Source organism: Nocardia alba NBRC 108234 (assembly GCF_001612665.1).
Taxonomy (GTDB): Bacteria; Actinomycetota; Actinomycetes; order Mycobacteriales; family Mycobacteriaceae; genus Nocardia; species Nocardia alba.
Map to the genome: position 1 here is coordinate 1 of NZ_BDAX01000016.1, position 24,649 is coordinate 24,649.

At 68.6% G+C, this 24,649-nt stretch carries 18 protein-coding genes; 17 read left to right on the forward strand and 1 reads right to left on the reverse strand.

Annotated elements, in window-relative coordinates; translation table 11 throughout:
• The 10 genes from NA12_RS17770 to NA12_RS17815 all read left to right on the forward strand — a co-directional run.
• The coding region (locus NA12_RS17770) for an SDR family NAD(P)-dependent oxidoreductase (RefSeq protein ID WP_157106399.1) at positions 1–3,409 on the forward strand (3,409 nt) is incomplete at its 5' end.
• Positions 3,410–3,438: 29 nt separating this feature from the next.
• The gene (locus NA12_RS17775) at positions 3,439–5,652 is read left to right on the forward strand and encodes a hypothetical protein (protein WP_067452093.1); all 2,214 of its coding nucleotides are present in this window, start codon (positions 3,439–3,441) and stop codon (positions 5,650–5,652) included.
• A gap of 16 nt (positions 5,653–5,668) precedes the next feature.
• On the forward strand, positions 5,669–6,883 hold the full coding sequence (locus tag NA12_RS17780; protein ID WP_165914828.1) for an MFS transporter: 1,215 nt from the start codon (positions 5,669–5,671) through the stop codon (positions 6,881–6,883).
• A 60-nt stretch (positions 6,884–6,943) separates the two neighbouring features.
• Positions 6,944–7,861, forward strand: a complete 918-nt coding sequence (locus NA12_RS17785) for an acyl-CoA desaturase (protein ID WP_067452099.1) — start codon at positions 6,944–6,946, stop codon at positions 7,859–7,861.
• 12 nt (positions 7,862–7,873) lie between these two features.
• Positions 7,874–8,131: an acyl carrier protein gene (locus tag NA12_RS17790; protein ID WP_056810906.1), complete on the forward strand. Its 258-nt coding sequence runs from the start codon at positions 7,874–7,876 to the stop codon at positions 8,129–8,131.
• A 2-nt stretch (positions 8,132–8,133) separates the two neighbouring features.
• Positions 8,134–9,027, forward strand: a complete 894-nt coding sequence (locus tag NA12_RS17795) for an SAM-dependent methyltransferase (protein WP_067452101.1) — start codon at positions 8,134–8,136, stop codon at positions 9,025–9,027.
• Positions 9,024–10,283 carry a cytochrome P450 gene (locus tag NA12_RS17800; protein WP_067452103.1) on the forward strand — a complete coding sequence of 420 codons (1,260 nt, stop codon included), beginning with the start codon at positions 9,024–9,026 and terminating at the stop codon, positions 10,281–10,283. The genes NA12_RS17795 and NA12_RS17800 overlap by 4 nt, the downstream gene beginning before the upstream one ends.
• Entirely contained in the window at positions 10,280–11,017 is a 738-nt protein-coding gene (locus NA12_RS17805; RefSeq protein WP_067452106.1) for a thioesterase II family protein, read from the forward strand. The genes NA12_RS17800 and NA12_RS17805 overlap by 4 nt, the downstream gene beginning before the upstream one ends.
• An 8-nt stretch (positions 11,018–11,025) precedes the next feature.
• Positions 11,026–12,690, forward strand: coding sequence for a fatty acyl-AMP ligase (locus NA12_RS17810; protein ID WP_243654969.1), 1,665 nt, complete (start codon positions 11,026–11,028; stop codon positions 12,688–12,690).
• Positions 12,687–13,895, forward strand: a complete 1,209-nt coding sequence (locus NA12_RS17815; RefSeq protein WP_067452112.1) for a cytochrome P450 — start codon at positions 12,687–12,689, stop codon at positions 13,893–13,895. Before NA12_RS17810 ends, NA12_RS17815 begins: the two co-directional genes overlap by 4 nt.
• 3 nt (positions 13,896–13,898) lie before the next feature.
• On the opposite strand, the gene NA12_RS17820 is transcribed toward NA12_RS17815, so the two are convergent.
• Positions 13,899–14,693, reverse strand: a complete 795-nt coding sequence (locus NA12_RS17820; RefSeq protein ID WP_067452115.1) for an MBL fold metallo-hydrolase — start codon at positions 14,691–14,693, stop codon at positions 13,899–13,901.
• A gap of 235 nt (positions 14,694–14,928) precedes the next feature.
• On the opposite strand from NA12_RS17820, the gene NA12_RS17825 reads away from it, so the two are divergent.
• The 7 genes from NA12_RS17825 to NA12_RS17855 all read left to right on the forward strand — a co-directional run bounded on the left by NA12_RS17825 (position 14,929) and on the right by NA12_RS17855 (position 24,585).
• The gene (locus NA12_RS17825) at positions 14,929–15,711 is read left to right on the forward strand and encodes a tyrosine-protein phosphatase (protein ID WP_084472867.1); all 783 of its coding nucleotides are present in this window, start codon (positions 14,929–14,931) and stop codon (positions 15,709–15,711) included.
• 208 nt (positions 15,712–15,919) lie between these two features.
• The gene (locus NA12_RS17830; RefSeq protein WP_067452117.1) at positions 15,920–18,145 is read left to right on the forward strand and encodes a SulP family inorganic anion transporter; all 2,226 of its coding nucleotides are present in this window, start codon (positions 15,920–15,922) and stop codon (positions 18,143–18,145) included.
• A 219-nt stretch (positions 18,146–18,364) separates the two neighbouring features.
• Positions 18,365–20,590 carry a SulP family inorganic anion transporter gene (locus NA12_RS17835; RefSeq protein ID WP_067452119.1) on the forward strand — a complete coding sequence of 742 codons (2,226 nt, stop codon included), beginning with the start codon at positions 18,365–18,367 and terminating at the stop codon, positions 20,588–20,590.
• A 44-nt stretch (positions 20,591–20,634) separates the two neighbouring features.
• Positions 20,635–21,117 (forward strand): TIGR02611 family protein, encoded by a 483-nt coding sequence (locus tag NA12_RS17840; protein ID WP_067452459.1) that lies wholly within the window; start codon positions 20,635–20,637, stop codon positions 21,115–21,117.
• The gene (locus NA12_RS17845) at positions 21,114–21,785 is read left to right on the forward strand and encodes a (2Fe-2S)-binding protein (RefSeq protein ID WP_067452121.1); all 672 of its coding nucleotides are present in this window, start codon (positions 21,114–21,116) and stop codon (positions 21,783–21,785) included. Before NA12_RS17840 ends, NA12_RS17845 begins: the two co-directional genes overlap by 4 nt.
• A 185-nt stretch (positions 21,786–21,970) precedes the next feature.
• Positions 21,971–24,034, forward strand: a complete 2,064-nt coding sequence (thrS, locus tag NA12_RS17850; protein ID WP_067452123.1) for a threonine--tRNA ligase — start codon at positions 21,971–21,973, stop codon at positions 24,032–24,034.
• Positions 24,031–24,585 (forward strand): ATP adenylyltransferase, encoded by a 555-nt coding sequence (locus NA12_RS17855; RefSeq protein ID WP_067452125.1) that lies wholly within the window; start codon positions 24,031–24,033, stop codon positions 24,583–24,585. Before thrS ends, NA12_RS17855 begins: the two co-directional genes overlap by 4 nt.
• The last annotated feature ends 64 nt before the right edge of the window (positions 24,586–24,649 follow it).

The window sequence follows — 24,649 nt, forward strand, 5'->3', positions numbered from 1 at the left end:
GTTGCGCACGCTCAGCGACATCGTGAATTTTGTTGCCGCATCGGTGGTTTCGGTTCCGAGTGCCGCGTCGGCGACGACCGGTCCGGCGCTCGATGCCGACGCGGTGTGGTCGGTGTTGTCGCAGGTCGTTTCGGACAAGACCGGCTACCCGACGGAGATGCTGGCGCCCGCGCTGGATCTGGAAGCCGATCTCGGTGTGGATTCGATCAAGCGGGTTCAGATCATGGGTGCGGTCGGTGAGCGTATCGAGGGTGTGCCCGCCGTGGGTCCGGAGCAGGTCGCGGAGTTGCGCACCCTGAGCGACATCGTGAATTTCGTTGCCGAGTCCGTGGTGTCGGGTGCTCTCCCCGCAGCGACCGGTCCCGCGCTCGACGCGGACGCGGTGTGGTCGGTGTTGTCGCAGGTGGTGTCGGACAAGACCGGTTACCCGACCGACATGCTGGCGTTGTCGCTGGATCTGGAAGCCGATCTCGGTGTGGATTCGATCAAGCGGGTTCAGATCATGGGTGCGGTCGGTGAGCGCATCGAGGGTGTGCCCGCCGTGGGTCCGGAGCAGGTCGCGGAATTGCGCACGCTCAGCGACATCGTGAACTTCGTTGCCGCATCAGTGGTTTCGGTGCCCGGCGTCGCTCCTGTGACCGACTCGGTGGTCGATGCCGACGCGGTGTGGTCGGCGCTGGTCCAAGTCGTTTCGGAGAAGACAGGTTATCCCACCGAGATGCTGGCGCCCGCGCTGGATCTGGAAGCGGACCTCGGTGTGGATTCGATCAAGCGGGTTCAGATCATGGGTGCGGTCGGTGAGCGTATCGACGGTGTGCCCGCTGTCGGGCCCGAGCAGGTCGCGGAGTTGCGCACCCTGAGTGACATCGTCGATTTCGTCGCAGGCTCGGCGGCCCCCGCCGCCACCACGGCCGCCCCCGCGGTGGGTTCGGAAGCGGTACCGGCCGGCGATCGAGGACTTCAGCGCGGGATCGAGGAAGATCCGGTCCTGCTGCGGATCGTGCCGGTGGCTCTCCCCGAGATCGACCGCGTCGACCAGCCCTACGCCGCGGACCGGACAGCCCTGATCATCGACCACGGTGACAACACCGCGGCGACCCTGGCGACCGGTCTCGAGCAGCAGGGATGGACCGTTCACACGGCCACCGTCGCGGCCCGTGACGACGCCGGAGTGGCCGCATGGGACGGCGCTGTCGTGCACGCGGCGATCGAGTCCACGCTGAAAGCGGTCGCGCGCCTCGATCTGTGCCTGACCGTGCTCCCCGCGGACAGCCAGTGGCTGGTGGGTGGTCATCGGCTCGCCGATACGATCCACACCGCCACGCTGGTGCACGATCGCCTGGTGGCGACCGCCGAAGCCGGGACGCGGGCGGCGTTCGTGACGCTCACCCGCATCGACGGTGTGCTCGGCCACCAAGGTGACAGCGCGGCTGCCGCCGCGGTGGTCGGCGGGGTCAGCGGCCTGGTGAAGACCCTCGCGCAGGAAGCGCCCGGCCTGTTCTGCCGGGCACTGGATCTCTCGCCGCTGCTGACCGACGAGGCCGTGATCGTCTCCCTGCTCGCCGAACTCGACGATGCCGCGATCGACGCCCGCGAAGTCGGGGTCGACGCCGAACACACGCGGTGGACACTGCGCCCGCAGCCGGTCGAGAGCGCTACCCCGGCGACCGAACTCGCCCTCACCACCGACGATGTGCTGGTCGTCACCGGTGGCGCGCGGGGAGTGACCGCCCGGTGTGTTCGGGAACTGGCCGCTCGCAAGCCCTGCGAGTTCCTCCTGCTCGGACGCACCGAGCTCGCGGACGAGCCGCAGTGGGCGGCGGGCGTCGCCGACGACGCGCTCAAGGCCGCCGCCATCGCCGCCGTGCGCGCCGCTGGTGAACAGCCGACGCCGAAGCAGATCGACCGGATCGTCCGAGACCTGCTGGCACAGCGCGAGATCCGCGCGACCGTCGACGCGGTGGCCGCGACGGGCGCCCGGGTGCGCTACCTCGCCGTGGACATCACCGACGCCGAAGCCACCGAGCGGGCCCTGGCACCGGACGCGGGCCGGATCACCGGCATCGTGCACGGAGCGGGCGCCCTCGCCGACTCCCTGCTGCCCGCCAAAACGGCCGACGACATCCGCCTGGTGCTCGCGACCAAGCTCGACGGGCTGTACAACGTGGTCTCCGCCCTGCCCGAGGCCACACTGGGCCATCTCATCCTGTTCGGGTCGGTGGCCGGGGTGTACGGCAATCCGGGTCAGGCCGACTACGCGGTCGCCAACGAAGCCCTCAACCGGGCGGCGGTGAGCTGGCGACGGCAAGGTCTGGCCGGACACGTCACCACCGTCAACTGGGGAGCCTGGGACGGCGGCATGGTGACGCCGCAGCTGCGCGAGGTCTTCCTCGCCCGTGGTGTGGCGCTGCTCGGGATGGACGCCGGCGCGCGCATGTTCGCCGAGCAGTTCGCCCCCGATCGCGCCGACGACGTGTCGGTCCTGGTCGGTCCCGCCGCGCCGCTGGCCACGGCCGTGATCCTCACCGCGACCAGCCCGTTCACCGCCCACCGTGATCTCGCGCCGCTGGCGAGCGATCCGGTGATCGGCGATCATCGGGTCGGCAAGTGCCCGGTGTTCCCGGCGGCCGCCGGACTCGGTTGGGCGATCAACGTCCTCGAGCGCGCCAACCCGGGCCTGCGGGTGGTGGAATGCACCGGTTTCGAGGTGCTGCGGGGAATCGTCTACGACGGCAAGGATGAACGCTCCTACCGGCTCGACGCGCAGGCGGGAACCGTCATCGGCGACCGGCTGAGCATCACGGTCTGGATCCGCAGTGACGAGCCCGGCAAGACGCTGGCGCCCTCGCACTTCACCGGCACTTTCCTCCTCGCCGCCGAAACAGCTTCTGCCCCGGTCGTTTCCGGTTGGCCGGGCTACGCGATCGGCGTCGGTCCGGAGAACGGGCTCGATGTCTACCGTGACGCGGACCTGTTCCACGGGCCGCTGCTGCAGGGTGTTCGCCGCATCCTGGAGCGAGCCGACCGCCGTCTCGTCGTCGAGGGCAAGCTCCCCGACGCTCGGATCGGTGCAGGCAATTACGCGGGCGCGCTGCACAGTCCGGCACTGGCCGATGTCGCCATCCAGGCCGGCGCGTTGCTGGGCGTGTGGTTCATGAACTCGGCCTGCCTGCCGCTGTCGATCGGGCGTATCGAGTACTTCGCCCCGCTGCCCGACGACAGTTCGTTCGTGCTGGTGGTCGACGACCTGCGGGCCAACGCGACCGGCACCGAGGTCACCGTGACCGTCACCGCCTGTGAACCCGACGGCACTGTGCTGCAGCGCTACCGCGATCTCGCGGTGATCGCCACGCCGGAGATGACCGAGAAGTTCGCCGAGGCCGTGCGGTTACGCGAGCAGCGCGCGTGAGCATCGTCGATGTGAGGAATGGAGATCCGATGACCACCACACCACTGGACGCCCTCGACTTCGACGGTGAGCCCTTCGACGTCCTCGCCTGGTCGCTGGCACTGGAGCCCGCCACCAGCCCCGCGACCCCCGCGACCGGTTCGGCGGTGGCCGCCGTGCGCGACACCACCGCACCGGCGCCGGCCGCCTCGTCGCTGCCCGCCACCGTGCGGGCAGCGGCGGCCGGGCCGCCCGCCGACGCCATTTCCGCCCTCCTGCACGAGGTCCGGTCCGAGCTGGTGACCGCGCACCTGTCAGCGATGGACGTGCAGACCGCCTTGCAGCGGCGAGCACTCGCGAGCCTGCGTCGCGACGAGCAGCTCACCCGGACCGACACCGAGATCGCGCCGGCGTCGCCCACCTGGGCGGAGCAGTCGTTCGCGGTGATGGTCGACTACGCACCGGCGACCGGTCTCGCGGTCTCCGCGGCACCGGGACACCCGGTGGTTTCGGAGCTACCGCCGCCGGCGACCACCATGAATGCCTTCAAGTTCCTCGCCCGCACGCCGATCACCGCCCTGAACGGCACCGACCTCGCCGCCCTGGGCAGGGGCGAGGTGGCCGCCGTCTTCGGTCCGGCCTACGACCAGGAAGGCGTTAACCCCGATATCCGGCTGACCGAGGGCACCCACGCCGATCTCACCGAGGTGCTCGAGCTCGCCGGACGCGAAGGGCCATGGGCCAGAGGACGATTGCGGGCCATCGGCCGCGTCGATGGTCCCGATCCGGTCACCGCGGCCACCGAGCTCACCTGGCAGGCCGCCCAGGTGTTCGCGGTGCGCGCGGGTCTGCAGCTGTGCCTGGCCGGGGCCCGATTCCAGGCGGGCGAACCGTTCGAGGTGACCGTGTCCGCGCCGCTGACCGGCCCGGTCGAACTGGTCGCCGATGTGGTCCAGATCGACCTGCTGCCGCGCCCCTGGATCCGGGTCAACGCCGAAATCCGGTGCGCGGGAAAGGTAGTGGCGCGCGTTCACGGCCTCACCGTCGAGGTCGTGGAGGAACCGGGTCTGCCGATCGGTCCCGAGGTCGGCGGTGAGATTCCCCGATTCCTCGGCCGCCGCAACGTCTTCGGTCAGCGGGCGCTGCTCGGTGAGTTCCATATGACCCACAGCGCCCGTGGTGATCTCGGCATCGCGCTCGGCCCGGAGTTCTCGGCCTACGCGGGCCGCAGGGCCACGCGCATGCCCAACCACGGACTCCAGCTCTGCGACCGGGTGATGGCTGTCGACGGCCGACGGGGACAGCTCGACGCGGGCAGTTCGCACACCGAGTACGACTCGCCCGCCGATTCCTGGTACTACCTCGAGTCGGCCGATGCCTCCATGCCCAACGTCGTCTACATGGAGACCTCGCTGCAATCGGCGTTGTTGCTCGGCTACTTCCTCGGCGCGACCCTCACCTCGCCCACAGAGGATTTCAGCCTGCGCAATCTCGACGGCTCCGCGACCGTCCTGCGCGAGGTCGACCTGCGGGACAAGACGATTCAGCAGACGAGCAGGCTCACCGACACCACCGTCCTGCTCGGTGTCGTGTTGCAGACGTTCTCCTACGAACTCTCGGTGGACGGTGAACCGTTCTACGCGGGGCAGTCGCTGTTCGGGTTCTTCAACGCCCCGGCGTTGGCGAACCAGAACGGACTCGACAACGGCGAGCTCGTGCCGACGTGGCTCGACAGCCAGGAGCAGCGCCCCGCCGTCCGGGTGATCGACGTGGCGGCCAGGCGCGCGGCGGGCACCGGCATGCCGTGCGCGGTCGGGCATCTGGCGATGCTCGACCGCATCGAGACCGTCGACGGCGCGGGCACCTACGGGCTCGGCTACCTGCGTGCCACCCGCCCGGTCGCCGCCGACGACTGGTTCTTCAGCTACCACTTCTACCTCGACCCGGTGATGCCGGGCTCGCTCGGAGTCGAGGCGGTGATCCAGGCGATGCAGGAGTGGACGGTCGACTCCGGTCTCGCCGCCGAGCTGGTCGCGCCGGAATTCGTCCTCCCGGTCGGGGTGTCGCTGTCGTGGCGGTATCGCGGGCAGATCCTGGCCAGCGACGAACTGATGACCCTCGAGGTGCACATCAAGAGCGTCGAACGGCGACCGGGCCGGATCCGGGTGATCGCCGACGCGAGCGTCTGGAAACCGACCATGCGGATCTACGAACTCATCGATGTGGCCGTGGAGTTGCGTGATGTCGGCGCCCGACCCTGGTGAGGCGCCGGGGCATGCGGTGAGAGTCACCGATGCCGCGCCGTCGTCGATCCGGTGGTTGCCGGTCCTGGTGCTCGCGCTCGGCGCGTTCTGCGCGGGGACCGACAACTACCTCGTCGCCGGGGTGCTGGCACCGATGGCGGCCGACCTGCGGGTCTCCATCACCGGTGCCGGGCTGTTCGTCACCGGCTACTCCCTGGCCTACGCCCTGGCCGCACCCGTCGTGGTCACCGTGCTGCGGGTGCGCTCGCCACGGCGGCTGCTGCTGGCCGCGATCGCGTTGTTCGCCGTCGTGAATCTGCTCGCGGCGGTGGCCTGGGCGCCGTGGGTGATGGCGGTGGCGCGTGTCGCGGCCGGGTGCGTCGCGGGGATCTATGTCCCCTTGGCGGCCGCGGCGGCGGCCGGCATGGCCACGGCGGATCGTCGCGGCCGGGCGCTGGCGGTGATCCTCGGCGGCATCTCGATCGCCACCGTGGCGGGCGTGCCGCTCGGGGTGTGGGTCGCCGGGTTGTCGTCGTGGCGGATGGCGTTCGTCGCCGTGGCCGTGGTGGCGCTGATCACCACTGTCGGTGTGGCACTGACGGTTCCGGCGGGCGAGGCCGCACCCCTGGTGTCGCTGCGACAGCGGCTCGCGCCGCTGCGGCACCCACCGGTGTGGTTGGGGCTCGCGGTGACGATCTCGGCGATGACCGCCGGATTGATGATGTTCACCTACCTGGGCCCGATCTACGCCGAGACCCCCGGGGTGGGCGCGGGCCATGTCGGCACGCTGATCATGGCGCACGGCCTCGGGGCGATCGTCGGTCTGTGGGGCGGGAGCGTGCTGGTCGACCGATTCAATGCCCGGCCGGTCCTGCTGGGCGCGTTGACGCTGTTCACCGTGAACCTGACGTGGCAGCCGATCGCCGCGCAGAGCCTGACGACCACCGTCGCCTTCGTCACGATGTGGGGCGTGGTCGGCTGGGCGTTCCTGCCCGCGCAGCAGCACAGCATGATCGCCGACGCGAGCCCGGAGCAGGCGCCGATGCTGTTGTCGCTCAACGGGTCGGCGTTGTATCTCGGCGCCGCGCTCGGCTCGGCGATCGGTGGAGCCGTGATCGCGGTCTTCGGGGCCGATCGCATCTGGATGTTCGCTATCTGCTTCGGCGCGCTGAGTGTGGCGCTGTCGTTGATCCGTCATAAACAATTCCGATCCGTCGATCGGCAATTGTCACACGCCGTCGCCGGCCGTTGAACCCCGGTTACGGTAATTATGTTGCGCCCGGTTTCTATACCGCCTGAGGTGAATTGAGCAATGAATCCCGATCCGCGCAGGAAAACGATCAGTAGTCCCTATATTCATCGACTGCAACGACGACACTTCCTGCTGTTCGATATTCTCCCGATCATCGGCACCGTCGTAGCTTTCGCCTTCCTGCTGATCCGGCCCTTCGGTGTCCTGGAATTCGCCCTGATCTTCGGGATGTGGCTGCTCACCGGACTCGGTGTGACCGTCGGCTACCACCGGCTGTTCACCCACCGCACGTTCAAGGCGGCGCCGTGGGTGACGTGGGTGCTGGCGGTTCTCGGGTCGATGGCGGGCCAGGGCCCGGTCATCTCCTGGGTCGCGCTGCACCGACGTCACCACGAGTACAGCGACCGCGAAGGCGACCCGCACTCGCCCAACCTCGCCGGTGACGGCCTGGTTGGGGCGCTGCGCGGCCTGGCCCACTCGCATTTCCTGTGGATGCGCCGCCACGAGTACCCGAACGTGGTGCACTACGCGCCCGATCTGATCAAGGACCGGAACCTGGTCCGGATCGCCCGCCTCTACTACTACTGGGTGGGGCTCGGGCTGCTGATCCCGACCGTGATCGGCGGCCTGGTCACGATGAGCTGGACCGGTGCCGTTTCCGGTCTGCTCTGGGGCGGGCTGGTGCGCATCTTCGTGCTCGAGCACATCGTGTGGGCGATCAATTCCTTCCTGCACATGTTCGGGACCCGCCGCTACGAATCCCGCGAGAACAGTCACAACGGTGGTGTATTCGCCCTGGCGACGCTGGGGGAGTCGTGGCACAACAATCACCATGCCTTTCCCGAGTCGCCCTCTTTCGGGCTGGACTGGTATCGCCTCGATCCCGGTTTCTGGCTCATCCGAACATTGGCATTCTGTGGTCTCGCCTGGGACCTGAAAATGCCGTCCGCCGAACGCATGGCAGCCAAGCGAATCTAAGGAATTCTCACCATGGATACGAGTAAAGAAGCCATTGTCACCTGGTGCCAGGAATACCTCGCGAGTCTGCTCGAGGTACCGGCCGCCACCATCGACCCGGCCACCGACTTCGATCGCCTCGGCATCGACTCGGCGCTGGCCGTGGCGCTGCTCATCGAGGTCGAGGACCGCTACGGCGTCGATCTGGCGCCCGAGGACCTGTTCGACAACCCGAACCTCGACGCCGTCGCCGCCTACCTGCACGAGCAGAGCCGGCGGAGTGTGGGGTAGCGATGTCGGTGCATACCGAGCGGTCCGACGCGGCCGCCGCAGCGATCCGCCATCACTACGACGCGGGTAACGACTTCTATCGGCTCTGGCTCGACGAGTCGCTGTCCTACTCCTGCGCCCTGCGCGAAAACCCCGCCGACACACTGGAAATCGCCCAGGATCGCAAACTGCGATACCACCTGGACGCGATCGACGCCGAGCACGCCACCTCGGTCCTCGACATCGGCTGCGGGTGGGGCGCGATCCTCGAACGCTCGGCAAAAGCCGGGGTCGACCGGTCCGTCGGGCTCACGCTCAGCCCCGAGCAGGCCGAGTTCGTCCGCTCGCGCGCCTACCCCGGCGTCGAGGTGCGGACCGAGAGCTGGGTGCACTACGAGCCGGACACCCGATTCGACGGCATCATCTCGATCGGCGCCTTCGAGCACTTCGCCACCCCCGACGACTCGCCGGAACAGAAGATCGGCGTGTACCGGGACTTCTTCACCCGCTGCCGGGACTGGCTCGAGCCCGACGGCACGCTGTCGTTGCAGACGATCGCCTACGCGAACATGTCCCGCGATCAGGCCAGCGTCTTCATGCAGCAGGAGATCTTCCCCGACGCCGACCTGCCGACCCTGGCCGAGATCACCGCCGCGGCCGAGGGACTGTTCGAGGTGCGTTCGATCAGCAACGGTCGTCTCGACTACGCCTGGACGTGTGAGCAGTGGGCGCGCAGGCTGCGCGCGAACCGTGCCGAGGCCACCGAGCTCGTCGGCGCCGACGTGGTCGCGCGGTACGCGCGCTACCTGAAACTGTCGGCGCTCGGTTTCCGGATGGGCAAGATCGGCCTGCTGCGATTGGTGTTGGTGCCCTATCGCAGCGGATTCTTCACCGACCATCCGGTGCGGTCGGCATGACCACGCAGTCGTCCGATCCCGTCGCGCCCGCCCGGACCCGGGTGCGGTTCAACCCGTTCAGCGCCGAATTCCGGCACGACCCGTACCCGATCTACCAGCAGTTGCGCGAGGCCGAACCGGTGCACCGCACGCTCGGCATGTGGGTGCTCACCCGGCACGCCGAGGTGCGCGGCGTACTGCACGATCGCTCGTTCAGCGCCGGGTTGATCCCCAGCCTGGTGACCCGGCAGGCCGAGCGGCTCGGCCATTGCAGCGTCGAGCAGATCGAACGCCTCGGGCGTAAGTCGTTGGTGTTCACCGACAATCCCGATCACGCGCGCCTGCGCGGACTGGTGAACCGGGTGTTCACCGCCCGGTCGGTGGAATCGCTGCGACCGCTGGTGACCCGGATCGCCGGCGACCTGATGGAGCGGGCCTGGCGCGACGGTGGCTTCGATGTGATCGCCGATCTGGCCGCGCCGCTGCCGGTCGCGGTGCTGTGTGAGTGGATGGACCTGCCCGAGGAGTTGCGCGGCCGAGTCGGGCCGTGGACCCACGACATTCGATTCCTGCTCGAACCCGGGATGATGAAAGCCGGGGACTTCGAGCGGGTCTGCGCGGTGGTCGAGGAGTTCGCCGCCGCCATCGACGCCGTGTTGCCCGAGCGACGAGCCCGGCCCGGCAGCGATCTGATCAGCCAGTTGCTCGCCGCGCGGACCGGGGGCGGGGATGTGCTGTCCGACGAGGAGCTGGTGTTCGTCTGCATCATGTGCTTCGTCGCGGGCAACGAAACCACCAAATCGCTGATCGGCAACGGCACACTTGCCCTGCTGCGTAATCCCGAGCAGGCGGCGCTGCTGCGTCGCGGACCGGAGTCGGTCGAGGCGGCGGTCACCGAGGCACTGCGCTACGACCCGCCGCTGCAGTTGACCAAACGCCTGGCCACCCGCGATATCCAGCTCGACGGGGCCAGGATCTCGGCGGGCGAGCAGATCCTGGTGTGTCTCGGCGCGGCCAACCGCGACCCCGCTGTGTTCGCCGAGCCCGACGAGTTCGACCTCACCCGCACCGGCGGTGGGCATCTGGGCTTCGGACACGGAATGCACGGGTGCCTCGGCGGACTGCTCGCCGAACTGCAGGCGCAGGTCGCCTTCGAGTACCTGTTCGTCGGTTCGGAATATCTGGCACCGCGGTCGGCCGAACTCGAGTGGCAGGACCACAGTTTCATCGTGCGCGGCCTGAAGAGCCTGCCCGTCGACGTGCGGCGGGTCCGATGACGGGCACCGGCCTGGTCAAATCGTGGTTGCGCACCGACGCCGCGCCGGTGGCGGTCCGGCTGGTGTGCATCCCGCACGCGGGCGCCGGGGCGTCGTCGTTCAACCGCTGGCCGGACCTGTTCGGCCCCGGGGTCGGGGTGGTGCGAGTCCAGTTGCCCGGCCGCGAGGACGTCGCGCAGCAGCCGCCGCTGCACCGGGTCGGCGAGGCCGTCGACGAATTGGTCGGCCAGATAACGCAATCGGGTGAGACGCAGGTGGCGATCTACGGCCACAGCATGGGCGCGCTGATCGCCTATGAACTGGCTCGCGCGCTGACCCTCGCCGATCGGGCGCCGATCCATCTGTTCGTGTCCGGTCGCCGGGCACCGCACCTGGCGGCGAGTCGCGCGGTCCTGCATCGCCTGCCCGACAACGAATTCGCCGATGCCATGGCCGCCATGGGCGCGTGGGGCGCGGCGGGTCGCAGCGCGAGCTTCCTGCGGTACGCGCTGCCGTTGACGCGGGCCGACCTGGAGTTGTCGGAGGAGTACAGCCACCGTCCGCAACCCAGGCTGACCTGCCCGATCACGACGTTCTACGGCACCGAGTACCCGATCGCCGATCCGGAGGAAGTGTGGGCATGGGGCACGCTGACCGACGGTCCGTTCGCCACGCACGAGTTCACCGGTGATCACCTGTTCCACCATCGACACCGCGCGGCGATCGCGGCGATCATGACCGCCGCCCTGACCTGAGGACCGACGTGCAGCTTCTTCCCGACATCCTCGCGCGTCGCGCCGTCGACGAGCCGGACCGCATCGCCTACATCTTCCTCGACGACAACGGTGCCGAGCACACCACCACGACCTATCGCGAACTCCACGACGCGGCGATGGCGGTGGCGAGCCTGCTGCGCGCGCGGTGCGAGCCGGGCGATCGCGCCCTGCTGGTCTTCGGGCAGTCCGTCGAGTTCATCACCGCCTACTTCGGCTGCCTCTACGCCGATATCGTTGCGGTGCCGGTGAATCCGCCGCGCCGCGGCCAGGTTCAGGACTCGACCCGCGCTGTCGTCGCCGACTGCGCACCCACGGCCGTGCTGACGATCGGCGCGGTGCTCGAGCCCCTGCGCGCGGTGCTCGAGCCGGTCTGCGCGGCGCGGCAGTGGCTGGCCGTCGACGAATTACCCACGGCGGATACCGCTTTCGCGCCCGAGGTGGTCGATCCGGACTCCGTGGCGTTCCTGCAGTACACCTCCGGGTCGACCTCCGCGCCCAAGGGCGTGATGGTCACGCATCGAAACCTGGTGGCCAACGAGGAGATGATCCGGCACAGTTTCGGCCACGACAGTGAATCGACGGTCGTCGGCTGGGCGCCTTTCTTCCATGATCAGGGCCTGATCGGCAATGTGCTGCAACCGGTGTACGTGGGCGCGACCTGTATCCAGATGTCGCCCACCACGTTCATCCGGCGGCCGCTGCGGTGGCTGGAGGCCATCTCGCGCTATCGCGCGCACACCAGCGGCGGCCCGAACTTCGCCTTCGATGCCTGTGTCGCGCGCGCGGCGGCGGGCGAGCTGCCCGATCTCGACCTGAGTTCCTGGAAGGTCGCCTTCAACGGCGCCGAACCGATCCGCGCCGAGACCCTGGACAGGTTCGCCAAAACCTTTGCCCCACTGGGCTTCAGCGCCCAATCGGTATTCCCGTGCTACGGGCTCGCGGAAGCCACCCTGCTGGTGTCGGCCAGTGGGAAAGGACGCGGTCCGCGATTGCTGGACGCCGATATCGACGCGCTCGCCGACCGGCGCTACGTCGCGGGCACCGCGGATCAGGGGCACACGCTCGTCGGCTCGGGTGTGGTACTGCCGGGTGAGTCGCTGCGCATCGTCGACCCGGAAACGGGCGAGCCCTGCCCGCCGGATCGGGCAGGCGAGATCTGGGTGGCGGGTGACCATGTGGCCCAGGGCTATCGGGGCCTGCCGGAGCTGAGCGCCGCGACCTTCCAGGCTCGCATCGCCGACGATGCCGAGCGCGCCTACCTGCGCACGGGCGACCTCGGCCTGATCGTCGACGACGAACTGTACGTGGTGGGCAGGCTCAAGGACATGATCATCATCCGGGGCCGCAACTACTACCCGCACGACATCGAGCACACCGTGGCCCGCGCGCACCCGGCGCTGCGACCCGGCAGCGGCGCGGCGTTCGCGGTGCCGGGGCGCGACGGCGAGAAACTGGTCGTCGTCCAGGAGCTCGCGCGCGATGCCGCCGCCGATGCCGACGCCGACGACATCGTGGGGGCCATCCGGGCGGCGGTGACGCAGGAGCACGAACTCGCCGTGGCGGATGTGGTGCTCGCCGCGCCGAACACCGTGCAGAAGACGAGCAGCGGAAAAATCATGCGAGCAGCAGCGAGAAAGCGGTACCTGGAATGAGCACCGAGACCTATGTCTTCGATCCCACCGCACCGGGATTCATCGACGACCCCTATCCGCACTACGACCGACTGCGGGCCGCGGGACCCGCGCAGCAACATCCGCTCGGGTTCTGGATCATCGCCCGGCACGCCGATGTGGCCGCGCTGCAGCGCTCGGCGCACTCGGTCGACGAGGCGCACCTGCGGCATCTGCCCGCGTGGAAGAGCGGCAGCGCCGAGGTCCGCAAGGAGAGCCGGGTGATGGGCGGGCTGTCGATGCTGGACCAGGACCCGCCCGACCACACCCGCCTGCGACGGCTGGTGTCGAAGGCCTTCACACCGCGGGCCATCGAATCGCTGCAGCCGCGCGTCGAGGAACTCGTCGAAGAGGCGCTGGTCCGGATCGCCGCCGCGGGCACCGCGGATGTCATCGCCGAACTGGCCTTTCCGCTGCCCTTCACCATCATCTCGGAAATGCTCGGTATCCCCGTCGGCGAGCACACCCGCCTGCGCGAGCTGACCGCGACCATCGTGCTGGTGTTCGAGCCGTTCGCGAGCGCCGAGACCCAGGACCGGATCAGAGCCGCCAACCAGGAACTGTTCGGCATGGTTCGTGAGCTGATCCGCTGGAAGCGCACCACCTCCGGCGACGACCTGCTCTCCGCGTTGATCAGCGCCGAGGACGACGGCGACATGCTCAGCGAGGACGAGCTGATCTCGCAGGTGATGTTCCTCTACATCGCGGGCCACGAGACCACGGTGACCCACCTCGGCAGCGGAATCCGTTCGCTGCTGCAGCATCCGGACCAGGCGCGGCGGCTGCGGAACGAGCCCGAGCTGGCGGTGAGCGCCGTCGACGAGCTGATGCGCTTCGACACCCCGGTGCACCTGATGCGCCGGATCACCGTCTCACCGTTGCGCATCGGTGAGCACGAGATCCCGGCGGGCAGCTGGGTGATCGGCGCGATGGCCGCCGCCAACCGGGACCCGGAATTCTGGGGCGCCGACGCCGACGAATTGCGTCTGGACCGGTCGAACGCGCACCAGAATGTCTCGCTCGGGGCCGGTATCCACCACTGCCTCGGCGCCGCCCTGGTCCGCATGGAGGCCCGGGTCGTGTTCCCGCGCTTCGTGACCCGCTTTCCCGAGGCCGTGGTGGTAGATCAGACCTGGAACGGCCGGATCAACCTGCGCGGCCTCGCGACACTGACGGTCGCGGTGTAGCGCTCAGCTGGGTTGTTCGACGGGCACCGAGAACCGCATGCCGGGTCGGCTCAGGTGCACGGGCCCGTCGAATTCGGCTGACACATCGTCGTGTCGATCCTGCTGCCACTGCGGTTGCGCCGATCCGAAATGGGTCAGCACCACCGAGCGCGCACCCGCGGCCGCGGCGGCCCGCCCGACCTCGGTGGCGCACAGATGGCCGTGTGCGGTGTGATCGGGCTTGTCGAGGGTGGACTCGGCGAGAAAGATGTCGACATCGGCCGCGAGCGCGACCAGGTTGTCGTTCCAGCCGGTATCGCCGGTGAACGCGATACTGCCGGTGGGACTTTCGATCCGGACGCCGCACGCGGGTTCGGTGTGCACCATGGGCACCAGTTCGATGCTGCAATCGGTGAGCCGGTAGGTCGCCCCGCGCTCGTACTCGATGACCTCGTAGGCCAGGTCGAATGCCCGATTCAGGTCGGGAAAGGTCTTCACCGGGAACAGCGCGGCGAGCTGATCCAGTTTCGCGCGCGCGCCTTTCGGCACGAACAGCTTGATGCGGCGGTCGGGGGCGTCAGGGGCCCTGCGCATCGCCTGCTTGCCGATGGGCAGCACGTCGTAGCAGTGATCCAGGTGCAGGTGGCTGATGACCACCGCGTCGAGCAGGCTCGCGTGCAGGTAGTTGCCCAGCATCACCGCGATGCCGGGACCACAGTCGAGCAGAATTCTGGACTGCCCGGTTTCGACCAGATAGCCCGAACTGGCGGCGCCGTCGGCGGGCATACCGGCTCGATTTCCGACGATTGTCAGGTGCATTCGACATACCTTTCGACACGGGAGTTTTCGAGCCGACGGTATCGATGAGATCTGGTGGGGCCGACTCGCATCGAACATTCCGATCCGTCCATCGCTTTTCACGATCGAATCGACCGGGAAAGCGCTCTGAACTGCGCGAATAGTCGGAGTGTCGTTCGGCGAGCGCGGATTTCGGAATTGACGGCGCCCGGCACCGAATATCGTTGTCCAACGTTTGCGAGTAGGTGCGAAGACAATGAGAACGGGGATTGTGATGACCAACGGTGTGAGTTCGGCGATGGGCCGGGAATTGCCGCTGCGCGGTGCGGTGAACGCGCGGGATCTGGGTGGTTTGACAACGGCGGACGGACGGCAGGTGCGTCGTCTGCGAGTGTTTCGGTCGGATCTGCTCACCCGATTGGACGCCGGGGACGTGGCGTTTCTGCTGACCGACTGCGGGCTTCGCACGATCGTCGACCTGCGCGCGCCGGGCGAGATCGTCACCGACGGAACAGGTGCCGTGGTCGATGCCGTCGCCCACTACCGGAACCTGCACATCTACGGTGCGGACCGGGTGCGGCTCGACCTCACCGAGGTCTCGCCCGATGGGAGCATGTTCGACCGGTACTGCGAATACCTCGAGCACAGCAGCGAGAACATCGCCGCCGTCCTGGGTCTGCTCGCTGATCCGGGGCAACTGTCCGCGCTGATCCACTGCGCCGCGGGCAAGGATCGCACGGGGGTGGTGATCGCCCTGCTGCTCGCGGTCATCGGGGTGCGCGCCGACGACATCATCGCCGACTACGCCGCCACCACCGCCAACATCGCCGCGCTGCGCACGCGCGACGGTCGGCCCGCCCGACCCGACGACGCGGTCGATCGGCTTCCGGCCTGGGTGTTCGCCGCCGACGCGATCACCATGCGCCAGTTCCTGGCCCACCTGGACGCCGAGCACGGTGGCGCCGCCGTGTGGGCGACCCGGGCCGGCCTCGATCAGGCGACACAACGGCAGTTGGCCGAGAACCTGCTCTGTGACTGAGGTCACAGAACGATGGCGATTTCGTGCCATTCTTCCCAAAACATTTTCTAATGCTTGGGAAGGTCTTTACTCTTAACGCGACTCTGTGTCTGGGGTCCGCTCGCTTCGAGCCAGTGCCACAGATCTGCCGTTCGCTCGCAGCTCAGCATCTATTGCCAGTGCATGTTCGACCGATGAACCGGGAGCTCACCCGCCCCGGCGAAGGAGAATGATGACCGACAATGATCCGGGCACCACAACCATCGCGACGGCGCCGCCGCTGTCGTGCGCTTCACTGAAATCTGTTCTACAGCAAGACCTTCCGGCCTCGCTCGTGGTCTTCCTCGTCGCACTGCCGCTGTCGCTGGGCGTCGCGCTGGCCTCCGGTGCGCCGGTCGTGGCCGGGCTCATCGCGGCGGCGGTCGGCGGGGTGGTCGCCGGGTTGCTCGGCGGTTCGAAGGTTCAGGTCAGTGGGCCGACCGCGAGTCTTGCCGTCGTCGTGGCGGGAGCGGTCCAGCAATTCGGTTGGGCCGCTATGTGTTTCATCACCATCGGCGCGGGTGTCCTGCAGATCCTGTTCGGGCTCAGCCGCATCGCGCGCGCCGCGCTCGGGATCGCGCCGGTGGTGGTGCACGCGATGCTCGCCGGCATCGGCGTGGTGATCGCGCTGCAACAGGTCCATGTGCTGCTCGGCGGAACGACGGTCAGCTCCCCGTGGGCCAGTATCCTCGCGCTTCCGCACCAGGTGATGTCGGTGCGCACGGGTGATCTGTTCATCGGGTTGCTCGTGATCGCCGTGCTGATCGGCTGGCAGTATCTGCCGCGCCGGGTACGGGTGGTGCCCGGTCCGCTGGTCGCGGTGGTGGTGGGGACGGTGGCGTCGCTGGTGCTGCCGGTGACAGTGGAACGGGTTCACCTCGACGGCTCACTGCTCGACGGGATCGGGTTGCCCGCATTGCCGCACGGCGGGTGGCCGACGCTGGCGCTCACCATGCTCACCGTCGCACTCATCGCCAGCGTGGAGACGCTGCTCTCGGCCGTCGCCGTCGACAAATTGCGCCCCGACCAGCGCACCGACTACGACCGGGAACTGCTCGGTCAGGGTGCGGCGAACATGGTCTCCGGCATGCTCGGCGGCCTGCCGATCGCGGCGGTCATCGTGCGCAGCATCACCAACGCCAACGCGGGCGCGCGCAGCAGGGCGGCCACCGTACTGCACGGTGGCTGGATCCTGGTGTTCGCGATCGCGCTGGTCGGCCTGGTCCGCCAGATCCCCACGGCGGCGCTGGCCGCGCTGCTGGTGCTGGTCGGGGTGCAGCTGGTGAAGCTGGCCCACATCAGACGTGCCCGCCGCACCGGCGACATCTATGTCTACCTGATCACCGTGATCGGCGTCGTAGCGCTGAATCTGTTGCAGGGCATGGTGATCGGACTGATCGCCTCGTTCGCGCTGCTGCTGTGGCGGGTCGTGAAATTCACCATCGCCGCAGCGCCGCGCACCGATGGGACCTGGCTTGTTCGCATCGCGGGCACCTGCACCTTCCTGGCCGCGCCCCGGCTCACGACCGAATTGGCGAAGGTGCCCGCCGGTGTGGACGTGACCGTCGAGCTGAGTGTGGACTTCCTCGACCACGCGGCGTGCGAGTTGCTCTCGGACTGGGCCGATGCCCGTGAATCCGGTGGCAGCGCGGTCGACTTCGTCGAACTGGGGGCCGCGAGGATGGCCCGCACCCACGACGGTCCGCCCGCGCACGGTCACGCGGGCAAAGCGGTCGACGAGGCGGTCCGGCCGTGGCGGCGCAGCGGCGGTGTCGACCCGATCGCCGCGGGCATCGCGGCCTACCATCGCCAGCACGCGCACCTGATGCGCCCGCACCTGGACGGGTTGCGGCACCGGCCCGATGCCGACACCTTCTTCCTGGCCTGTGCCGACGCCCGCATCGTGCCCAACGTCATCACCAACAGTGGCCCCGGCGACCTGTTCACCGTGCGCAATGTCGGAAACCTGGTGCCGGTCGGCGGTTCCGACGTCTCGGTGGAGGCCGCGCTGATCTACGCGCTCGACAAGCTCGACGTGCGCTCGGTGGTGGTGTGCGGACACAGTGGCTGCGGGGCGATGGAAGCGCTGTACCGGCAGGTGCAGGCGGGGCCGGGACTCGACGACTGGCTGGCCCATGCCCAGCCCACGCTGACGGCTTTCCAGGCCGGCCACCCCGTCGCCGAGGCCGCCGAGCTCGCGGGCTTCGGTCCGATCGACCAGCTCGGCATGGTGAACGTGGCCCGGCAGGTGCAGACCCTGATCGACTATCCGGCGGTGCGCAGCGGCATCGAGGAACGCGGGGTCGCGGTGTCGGGGCTGTTCTTCGACCTGGCGACCGCGCGGGTCATCGAGATCACCGCCGACGGGATCGTCGAGTTCGACGAGGCCCGTCGCGCCGCCGCGGAACCGGTGTAGCAAGGGGGCGGTTGTGGGTCACACCACAGACTGCCCGCCGTTGTGGCGAGACCGACTGTTCGTGCGGCACACTAACTTTGCCAACTCTTTACCAATAGGTTGGATTCATCCGTACCCGGTTCGCTGTCGCACCGGCATCTTTTTTCGCTCCACCCTTTGCTTCACCGTCAACGCGATGATCGGCCTCGGCCCAGTGCCGGGAGCCGGCGAAGGAGAGTCATGTCCATCGAGAACGACCTCGCTCCACCTCCCGCGGACCACTCGTCGACCGAGTCGTCGCGTCCCGCGTGGCAACAGACGCTGCTGCGTCACGATCTACCCGCCTCCATCGTGGTGTTCCTGGTGGCACTGCCGCTGTCGCTGGGCATCGCGGTCGCCTCCGGCGCGCCGATCGCCGCGGGCCTCGTCGCCGCGGTGATCGGCGGCGTGGTCGCGGGCCTGCTCGGCGGCTCGGTGCTGCAGGTCAGCGGTCCCGCCGCGGGCCTGACCGTGGTCGTCGCCGAGTCCATCGCGCAATTCGGTTGGCGCGTAACCTGTTTCATCGTCGTCGCCGCGGGCGTGCTGCAGATCCTGTTCGGGCTCAGCCGGATCGCGCGGGCCGCGCTCGCCGTCGCCCCCGTGGTGGTCCACGCCATGTTGGCCGGCATCGGCATCACCATCGCCCTGCAGCAGATCCACGTGCTGCTCGGCGGTTCCTCGCACAGCACCGCGCTGCGCAATCTGACCGAACTCCCTGGGCAACTGCTCGCGCTGCACGGTGGTGACGCGCTCGTCGGCGCCGTGGTGATCGCGGTGATGCTCGGCTGGAAACACGTTCCACCGAAGCTGCGCGCGGTGCCCGGTGCGCTGGTAGCGGTGCTGGCGGGCACCCTGCTCTCCCTCGGCCTGCCCGAGGTCGAGCGTATCGCCCTGAGCGGGTCGGTCTTCGACGCGCTCGGCCTGCCGGAACTGCCCTCGGGCAACTGGTCCGCCGTCGCGATGATGGTGCTGACCATCGCGTTGATCGCCAGCGTGGAGAGCCTGCTCTCGGCCGTCGCGGTGGACAAGATGCACACCGGCCCGCGCACCGGTTTCGATCGGGAACTCATCGGCCAGGGCACCGCGAACATCATCTCTGGCCTGGTCGGTGGTCTGCCGATCACCGGCGTGATCGTGCGCAGCGCCACCAATGTGGGGGCAGGCGCGCGCACCAGGGCTTCTACGGTTCTGCACGGACTCTGGATACTGCTCTTCTCGGTGGCCCTGGTCGGTCTGGTGGAACAGATCCCCAAGGCCGCGTTGGCCGGACTGCTCATCGTGATCGGCATGCAGCTGCTGAAACTGGCCCACATCCGATTGGCCCGGCGCACCGGTGACCTGCTGATCTACGTGGTGACCGTGCTCGGCGTGGTGTTCACCAACCTGCTCGAGGGCGTGGTCATCGGCCTCGGCCTCGCGTTCGGGTTGCTGCTGTGGCGGGTCGTGCGCGTGCAGGTGACGGCGGCTCCGCTGCCCGACGGACGCTGGCAGGTCCACATCGACGGGTCGTGCACCTTTCTCGCCCTGCCGAAGCTGTCGGGTGAGCTGGCGAAGGTGCCCGCGGGCGTCGACGTCACCGTAGAGATGACCGTCGACTTCCTCGACCACGCCGCGTTCGAGGCGATCGAGGCGTGGCAGCATCAGCAGGAAAGCGGCGGTGGCCGTGTCGATTTCGTCGAAATCGGCAGTGCCCGCATGGCCGATACCCCGGCCGCGCCGCCGACCCGCGGCTTCGGTCGCGCCGCCATCGACGAGATCCTCGGGCCGTGGCGGCACCGCAAGTCCGGCGGCGACGCGGTGACCGCGGGCGTGGCGGCCTACCATCGCGGCCACGCGCACGTCGTGCGATCGCACCTGGACGGGCTGCACGACAGTCAGGACCCGGACTCGTTCTTCCTGACCTGCTCGGATTCGCGGATCGTGCCCAACGTGATCACCCACAGCGGTCCCGGTGACCTGTTCACCGTGCGCAATGTCGGCAACCTGGTGCCGGTCAGCGGTGACGATTCCGTCGAAGCGGCACTGAGTTTCGCGTTGGACAGTCTCGCGGTGCGCTCGGTGGTGGTGTGTGGGCATTCCTCGTGCGGGGCGATGAAGGCGGTCCATTCCGCCGCCGATACCGCGGGCGGCCTGAGCTCCTGGCTGCGGCACGCCCAGCCGACCCTGCGGCGTTTCCTCGCGGGCCATCCCGTGGCCGCCGCGGCCGCGGCGGCCGGGTACGGCGAGGTGGATCAGCTGAGCATGGTCAATGTCGCCGTGCAGCTGGAGACGCTGGGACGCAATCCCGCGGTGCGCCGTGCGATGACCGAGCGTGGGCTGGTGGTGTCGGGGCTGTTCTTCGACATCGCGACATCGCGGGTGCTCGAGGTGACCCTCGACGGAGTGGGCGCGATCGACGATCACGCCGGACTCACCGTCACCGGTTGACGATGCCGCGACCGGGCGGCGGACGGACTCGTAGGCTGGAAATCATGACCAGCGATCCGACCGCCGCCGAGCGTGTCACCGACGGCCCCGACTCCGCGGACGAGAAGTCCGCTGCCGAGCCGGGGCGGTGGAAGGAACGCGGGCGCGCCTTCCGCGCGCACATCGCCCAGCGCCCTACTCTCGACCTCGGCTACCGCATCGTCGTCGGCGTGGTCGGTGGGCTGGTCCTGCTCGTCGGGATCGTCACGATCCCGTACCCCGGACCCGGCTGGGCGCTGGTGTTCGCGGGATTCGGCATTCTGGCCACCGAGTTCGTCTGGGCCCACCACACCCTGACCTGGGTGCGCGGCAAGTACCGGATCGTCATGGACTGGTACACCTCGCGCGGCTGGTTCATCAAGGTGCTCGGCGCGGTGGGCACCTTCGCCCTCGTCGTCGCGACGCTGTGGCTGCTCGGTACTTTGTCAATGGTCGCAGGGTGGATCGGAGTCGATTGGCCATGGTTGCACAGTCCCCTGATGTCGTGAGCACGGTTCCCGGCGGCGCATTGCTCGATCCCGTCTGGATCGCGGCGCGAATCGACGCGATGAGTCACACCTGGGGCACCGATGTTCCCCGGGTCGCGGGGACGCTGTGGTGGTGCATGGTCGCCTCGACGCTGGTCGACCAGATCGCCGTCGCCTACGCGGCGGGTACGCCCGCTCCGGTCGCCGCGCTCGGCGAATTCGACTGCGTGGTCCGCCCCGACGGCGGCGTGGAACACGCGCGATTCCGCCGGGTGCCGGTCGACCGCAACGGGCGTTCGGTGCGCTCGGACGTGGGGGGCGAGACCGGCGCGGCCGCGGCCGACGAGGTCGCCACCGCCCTGCGCGACACCCTGACCGCCGTGATCTCCCAGGTCGCGGCCGTGTCGGGCGCCGGGATCCCGGCGCTGTGGGCGGTCGTCGCCGACGCGATCGGCAACCGGGCGCTGGACGCGGGCTCCCCGGACGCGGCGATCCGGCTGGCCGCCGACGTGGGCGCACGGCTGCCCACACCGCGGTTCGTCACCGTCGCGGGCCGCACCTTCGTCCGCCGCGCCTCCTGCTGCCTGGTCTACGAAACGCCCGGTGGCCAGATGTGCACGAGTTGCCCGAAACGCTCGCCCGCCGATCGGGCGGATCGATTGGCTGCCGCGGCGCGCACCCGGATCTGACCCGCTGTTCGGATCCGCCCGCGACGGCCGCGCGTCCCGGCGCCTCGTCGCGGTCGTTGATCCGCGCGTGGTCCTAGGTCCATCGACACGACGCCTTCGCGCTCCCGATAGCATGGGCGGGCGCGGGAAGGACCCCGCGAGAACTGCCGGATCGGCCCGGCACCGAAGTCAAGGAGAGCATCCCCGTGAGCACCTCTGCACCCATCAGTCCGGTCGCCCTCGTTCGAGTGCAGGCCGGGACTACGGCGGGTGCGGCGATCCGGGAAGCGGGTTTGCCCACCAAGGGCCCCGACACTGTCGTGGTCGTGCGCGATGTCGACGGCGCGCTCAAGGATCTGTCCTGGATTCCGGACGAAGACGCCGACGTCGAGCCGGTCGCCGCGAACAGCGAGGACGGGCGCAGCGTGATCCGGCACTCGGCGGCGCACGTGCTGGCCCAGGCGGTGCAGCAGGAGTTCCCCGACGCGAAACTCGGCATCGGCCCGCCGATCAAGGACGGCTTCTACTACGACTTCCAGGTCGACAAGCCCTTCACTCCCGAGGATCTGGCCAAGCTGGAATCGCGGATGAAGAAGATCATCAAAGGCGCGCAACGCTTTTCGCGTCGCGTCGTCGAGATCGACGAAGCCCGGGTCGAGCTGGCGAAGGAGCCGTTCAAGCTCGAGCTGATCAGCGACAAGTCCGGTATCGACGATCCCGAGATCATGGAGGTCGGCGGCAACGAGCTGACCATCTACGACAACCTCGACCCGCGCACCGGCGAGAAGCTGTGGGCCGACCTGTGCCGCGGCCCGCACATCCCCACCACCAAGTTCATCCCCGCCTTCAAGCTCACCCGCTCCTCGGCCGCCTATTGGCGTGGCGACCAAGACCGCGAGGACCTGCAGCGCGTGTACGGCACCGCGTGGGAATCCGCCGAGGCGATGGACACCTACCTGGAGCTGCTGGCCGAGGCCGAGCGCCGCGATCACCGCAAGCTGGGCCTCGAGCTGGACCTGTTCTCCTTCCCCGACGCGCTCGGTTCGGGTCTGCCGGTGTTCCACCCCAAGGGCGGCATCATCCGCAAGGAGATGGAGGAGTACTCGCGTCAGCGCCACGTCGACGCGGGCTACGAGTTCGTCAACACCCCCCACCTCACCAAGGGGCACCTGTACGAGATCTCGGGCCACCTCGAGTGGTACAAGGACGGCATGTTCCCGGCCATGCACCTGGACGCCGAGCTCAACGAGGACGGCACCGTCCGCAAGCCCGGCCAGGACTACTACGTCAAGCCGATGAACTGCCCGATGCACAACCTGATCTTCGGCGCGCGCGGCCGCTCCTACCGTGAGCTGCCGCTGCGGATGTTCGAGTTCGGTTCGGTGTACCGCTACGAGAAGTCCGGCGTGATCCACGGCCTGACCCGCGTGCGTGGCATGACCCAGGACGACGCGCACATCTACTGCACCAAAGAGCAGATGCACGCCGAGCTCACCAGCACCCTGCAGTTCGTCCTCGGCCTGCTGAAGGACTACGGCCTCGACGACTTCTACCTCGAGCTGTCCACCAAGGACCCGAAGAAGTACGTGGGCTCGGACGAACTCTGGGCCGAGGCCACCGAAACCCTCGAGAAGGTCGCCGAGGCATCCGGCCTCGACCTGGTACCCGACCCCGGCGGCGCCGCGTTCTACGGTCCGAAGATCTCCGTGCAGGTCAAGGACGCGCTGGGCCGCACCTGGCAGATGTCGACCGTGCAGCTCGACTTCAACCTGCCCGATCGATTCGACCTCGAGTACACCGCCTCCGACGGCACCAAGCAGCGCCCGGTGATGATCCACCGCGCCCTGTTCGGCTCGATCGAACGGTTCTTCGGCGTGCTCACCGAGCACTACGCCGGTGCGTTCCCCGCCTGGCTCTCACCGGTGCAGGTCGTCGGCATCCCGGTGGCGGAGAACTTCGTCCCGCACCTGGACTCGGTGATCGAGCGGTTGCGCGACGCGGGCGTGCGGGCCCAAGTGGACCGCAGCGACGACCGGATGCAGAAGAAGATCTTCAACCAGACCGCGCAGAAGGTGCCGTTCATGCTGCTGGCGGGCGCGCGTGATGTGGAAGCGAACGCGGTGAGCTTCCGGTTCCGCGACGGCACCCAGATCAACGGTGTGCCCGTCGCCGACGCGGTCGCCACCATCACCACCTGGATCGCCCACCGCGAGAACGCCTCACCCACCGCCGAGGGCTTCGAGATCATCTCCGCGGCGGCCGGCTCATGAGCGAGAACCTCGCCCCCGACGCCGGCTCGATCGTCGACGCCGGGGCGGGCCAGCCCGACCGGCTGCAACGGTTGTGGACGCCGTACCGGATGTCCTACATCACCGGTGAGGTGAAGCCCAAGGACGCCACCGGGCATCCGTTCACCGATATCCCCAAGATGTCGGACGAGGACGGCCTGATCATCGCCCGCGGCGAGAACGTGTACGCCGTGCTCAACCTGTACCCGTACAACCCGGGGCACATGATGGTGGTGCCGTATCGCCGGGTTGCCGACCTGGAGGACCTCACGACCGCCGAGAGCGCGGAACTGATGGCCTTCACGCAGCGGGCCATTCGCGTGATGAAGCAGGTCTCGCGGCCCGCCGGATTCAACGTGGGACTCAACCTCGGTGGGGTGGCCGGTGGTTCGCTCGCCGACCACCTGCACCAGCACATCGTGCCGCGCTGGGGCGGGGACGCGAACTTCATCACCGTGGTCGGCGGGGTGAAGGTGATGCCGCAGTTGTTGCGCGAAACGCGGCAACTGCTCGCGCAGGCATGGGAGGCGTAGATGTGTGATCATCGCGAAGCCGTGCACATCGCAGCCGATCGGGTGCGGGTGTCCCGCGGGTTAC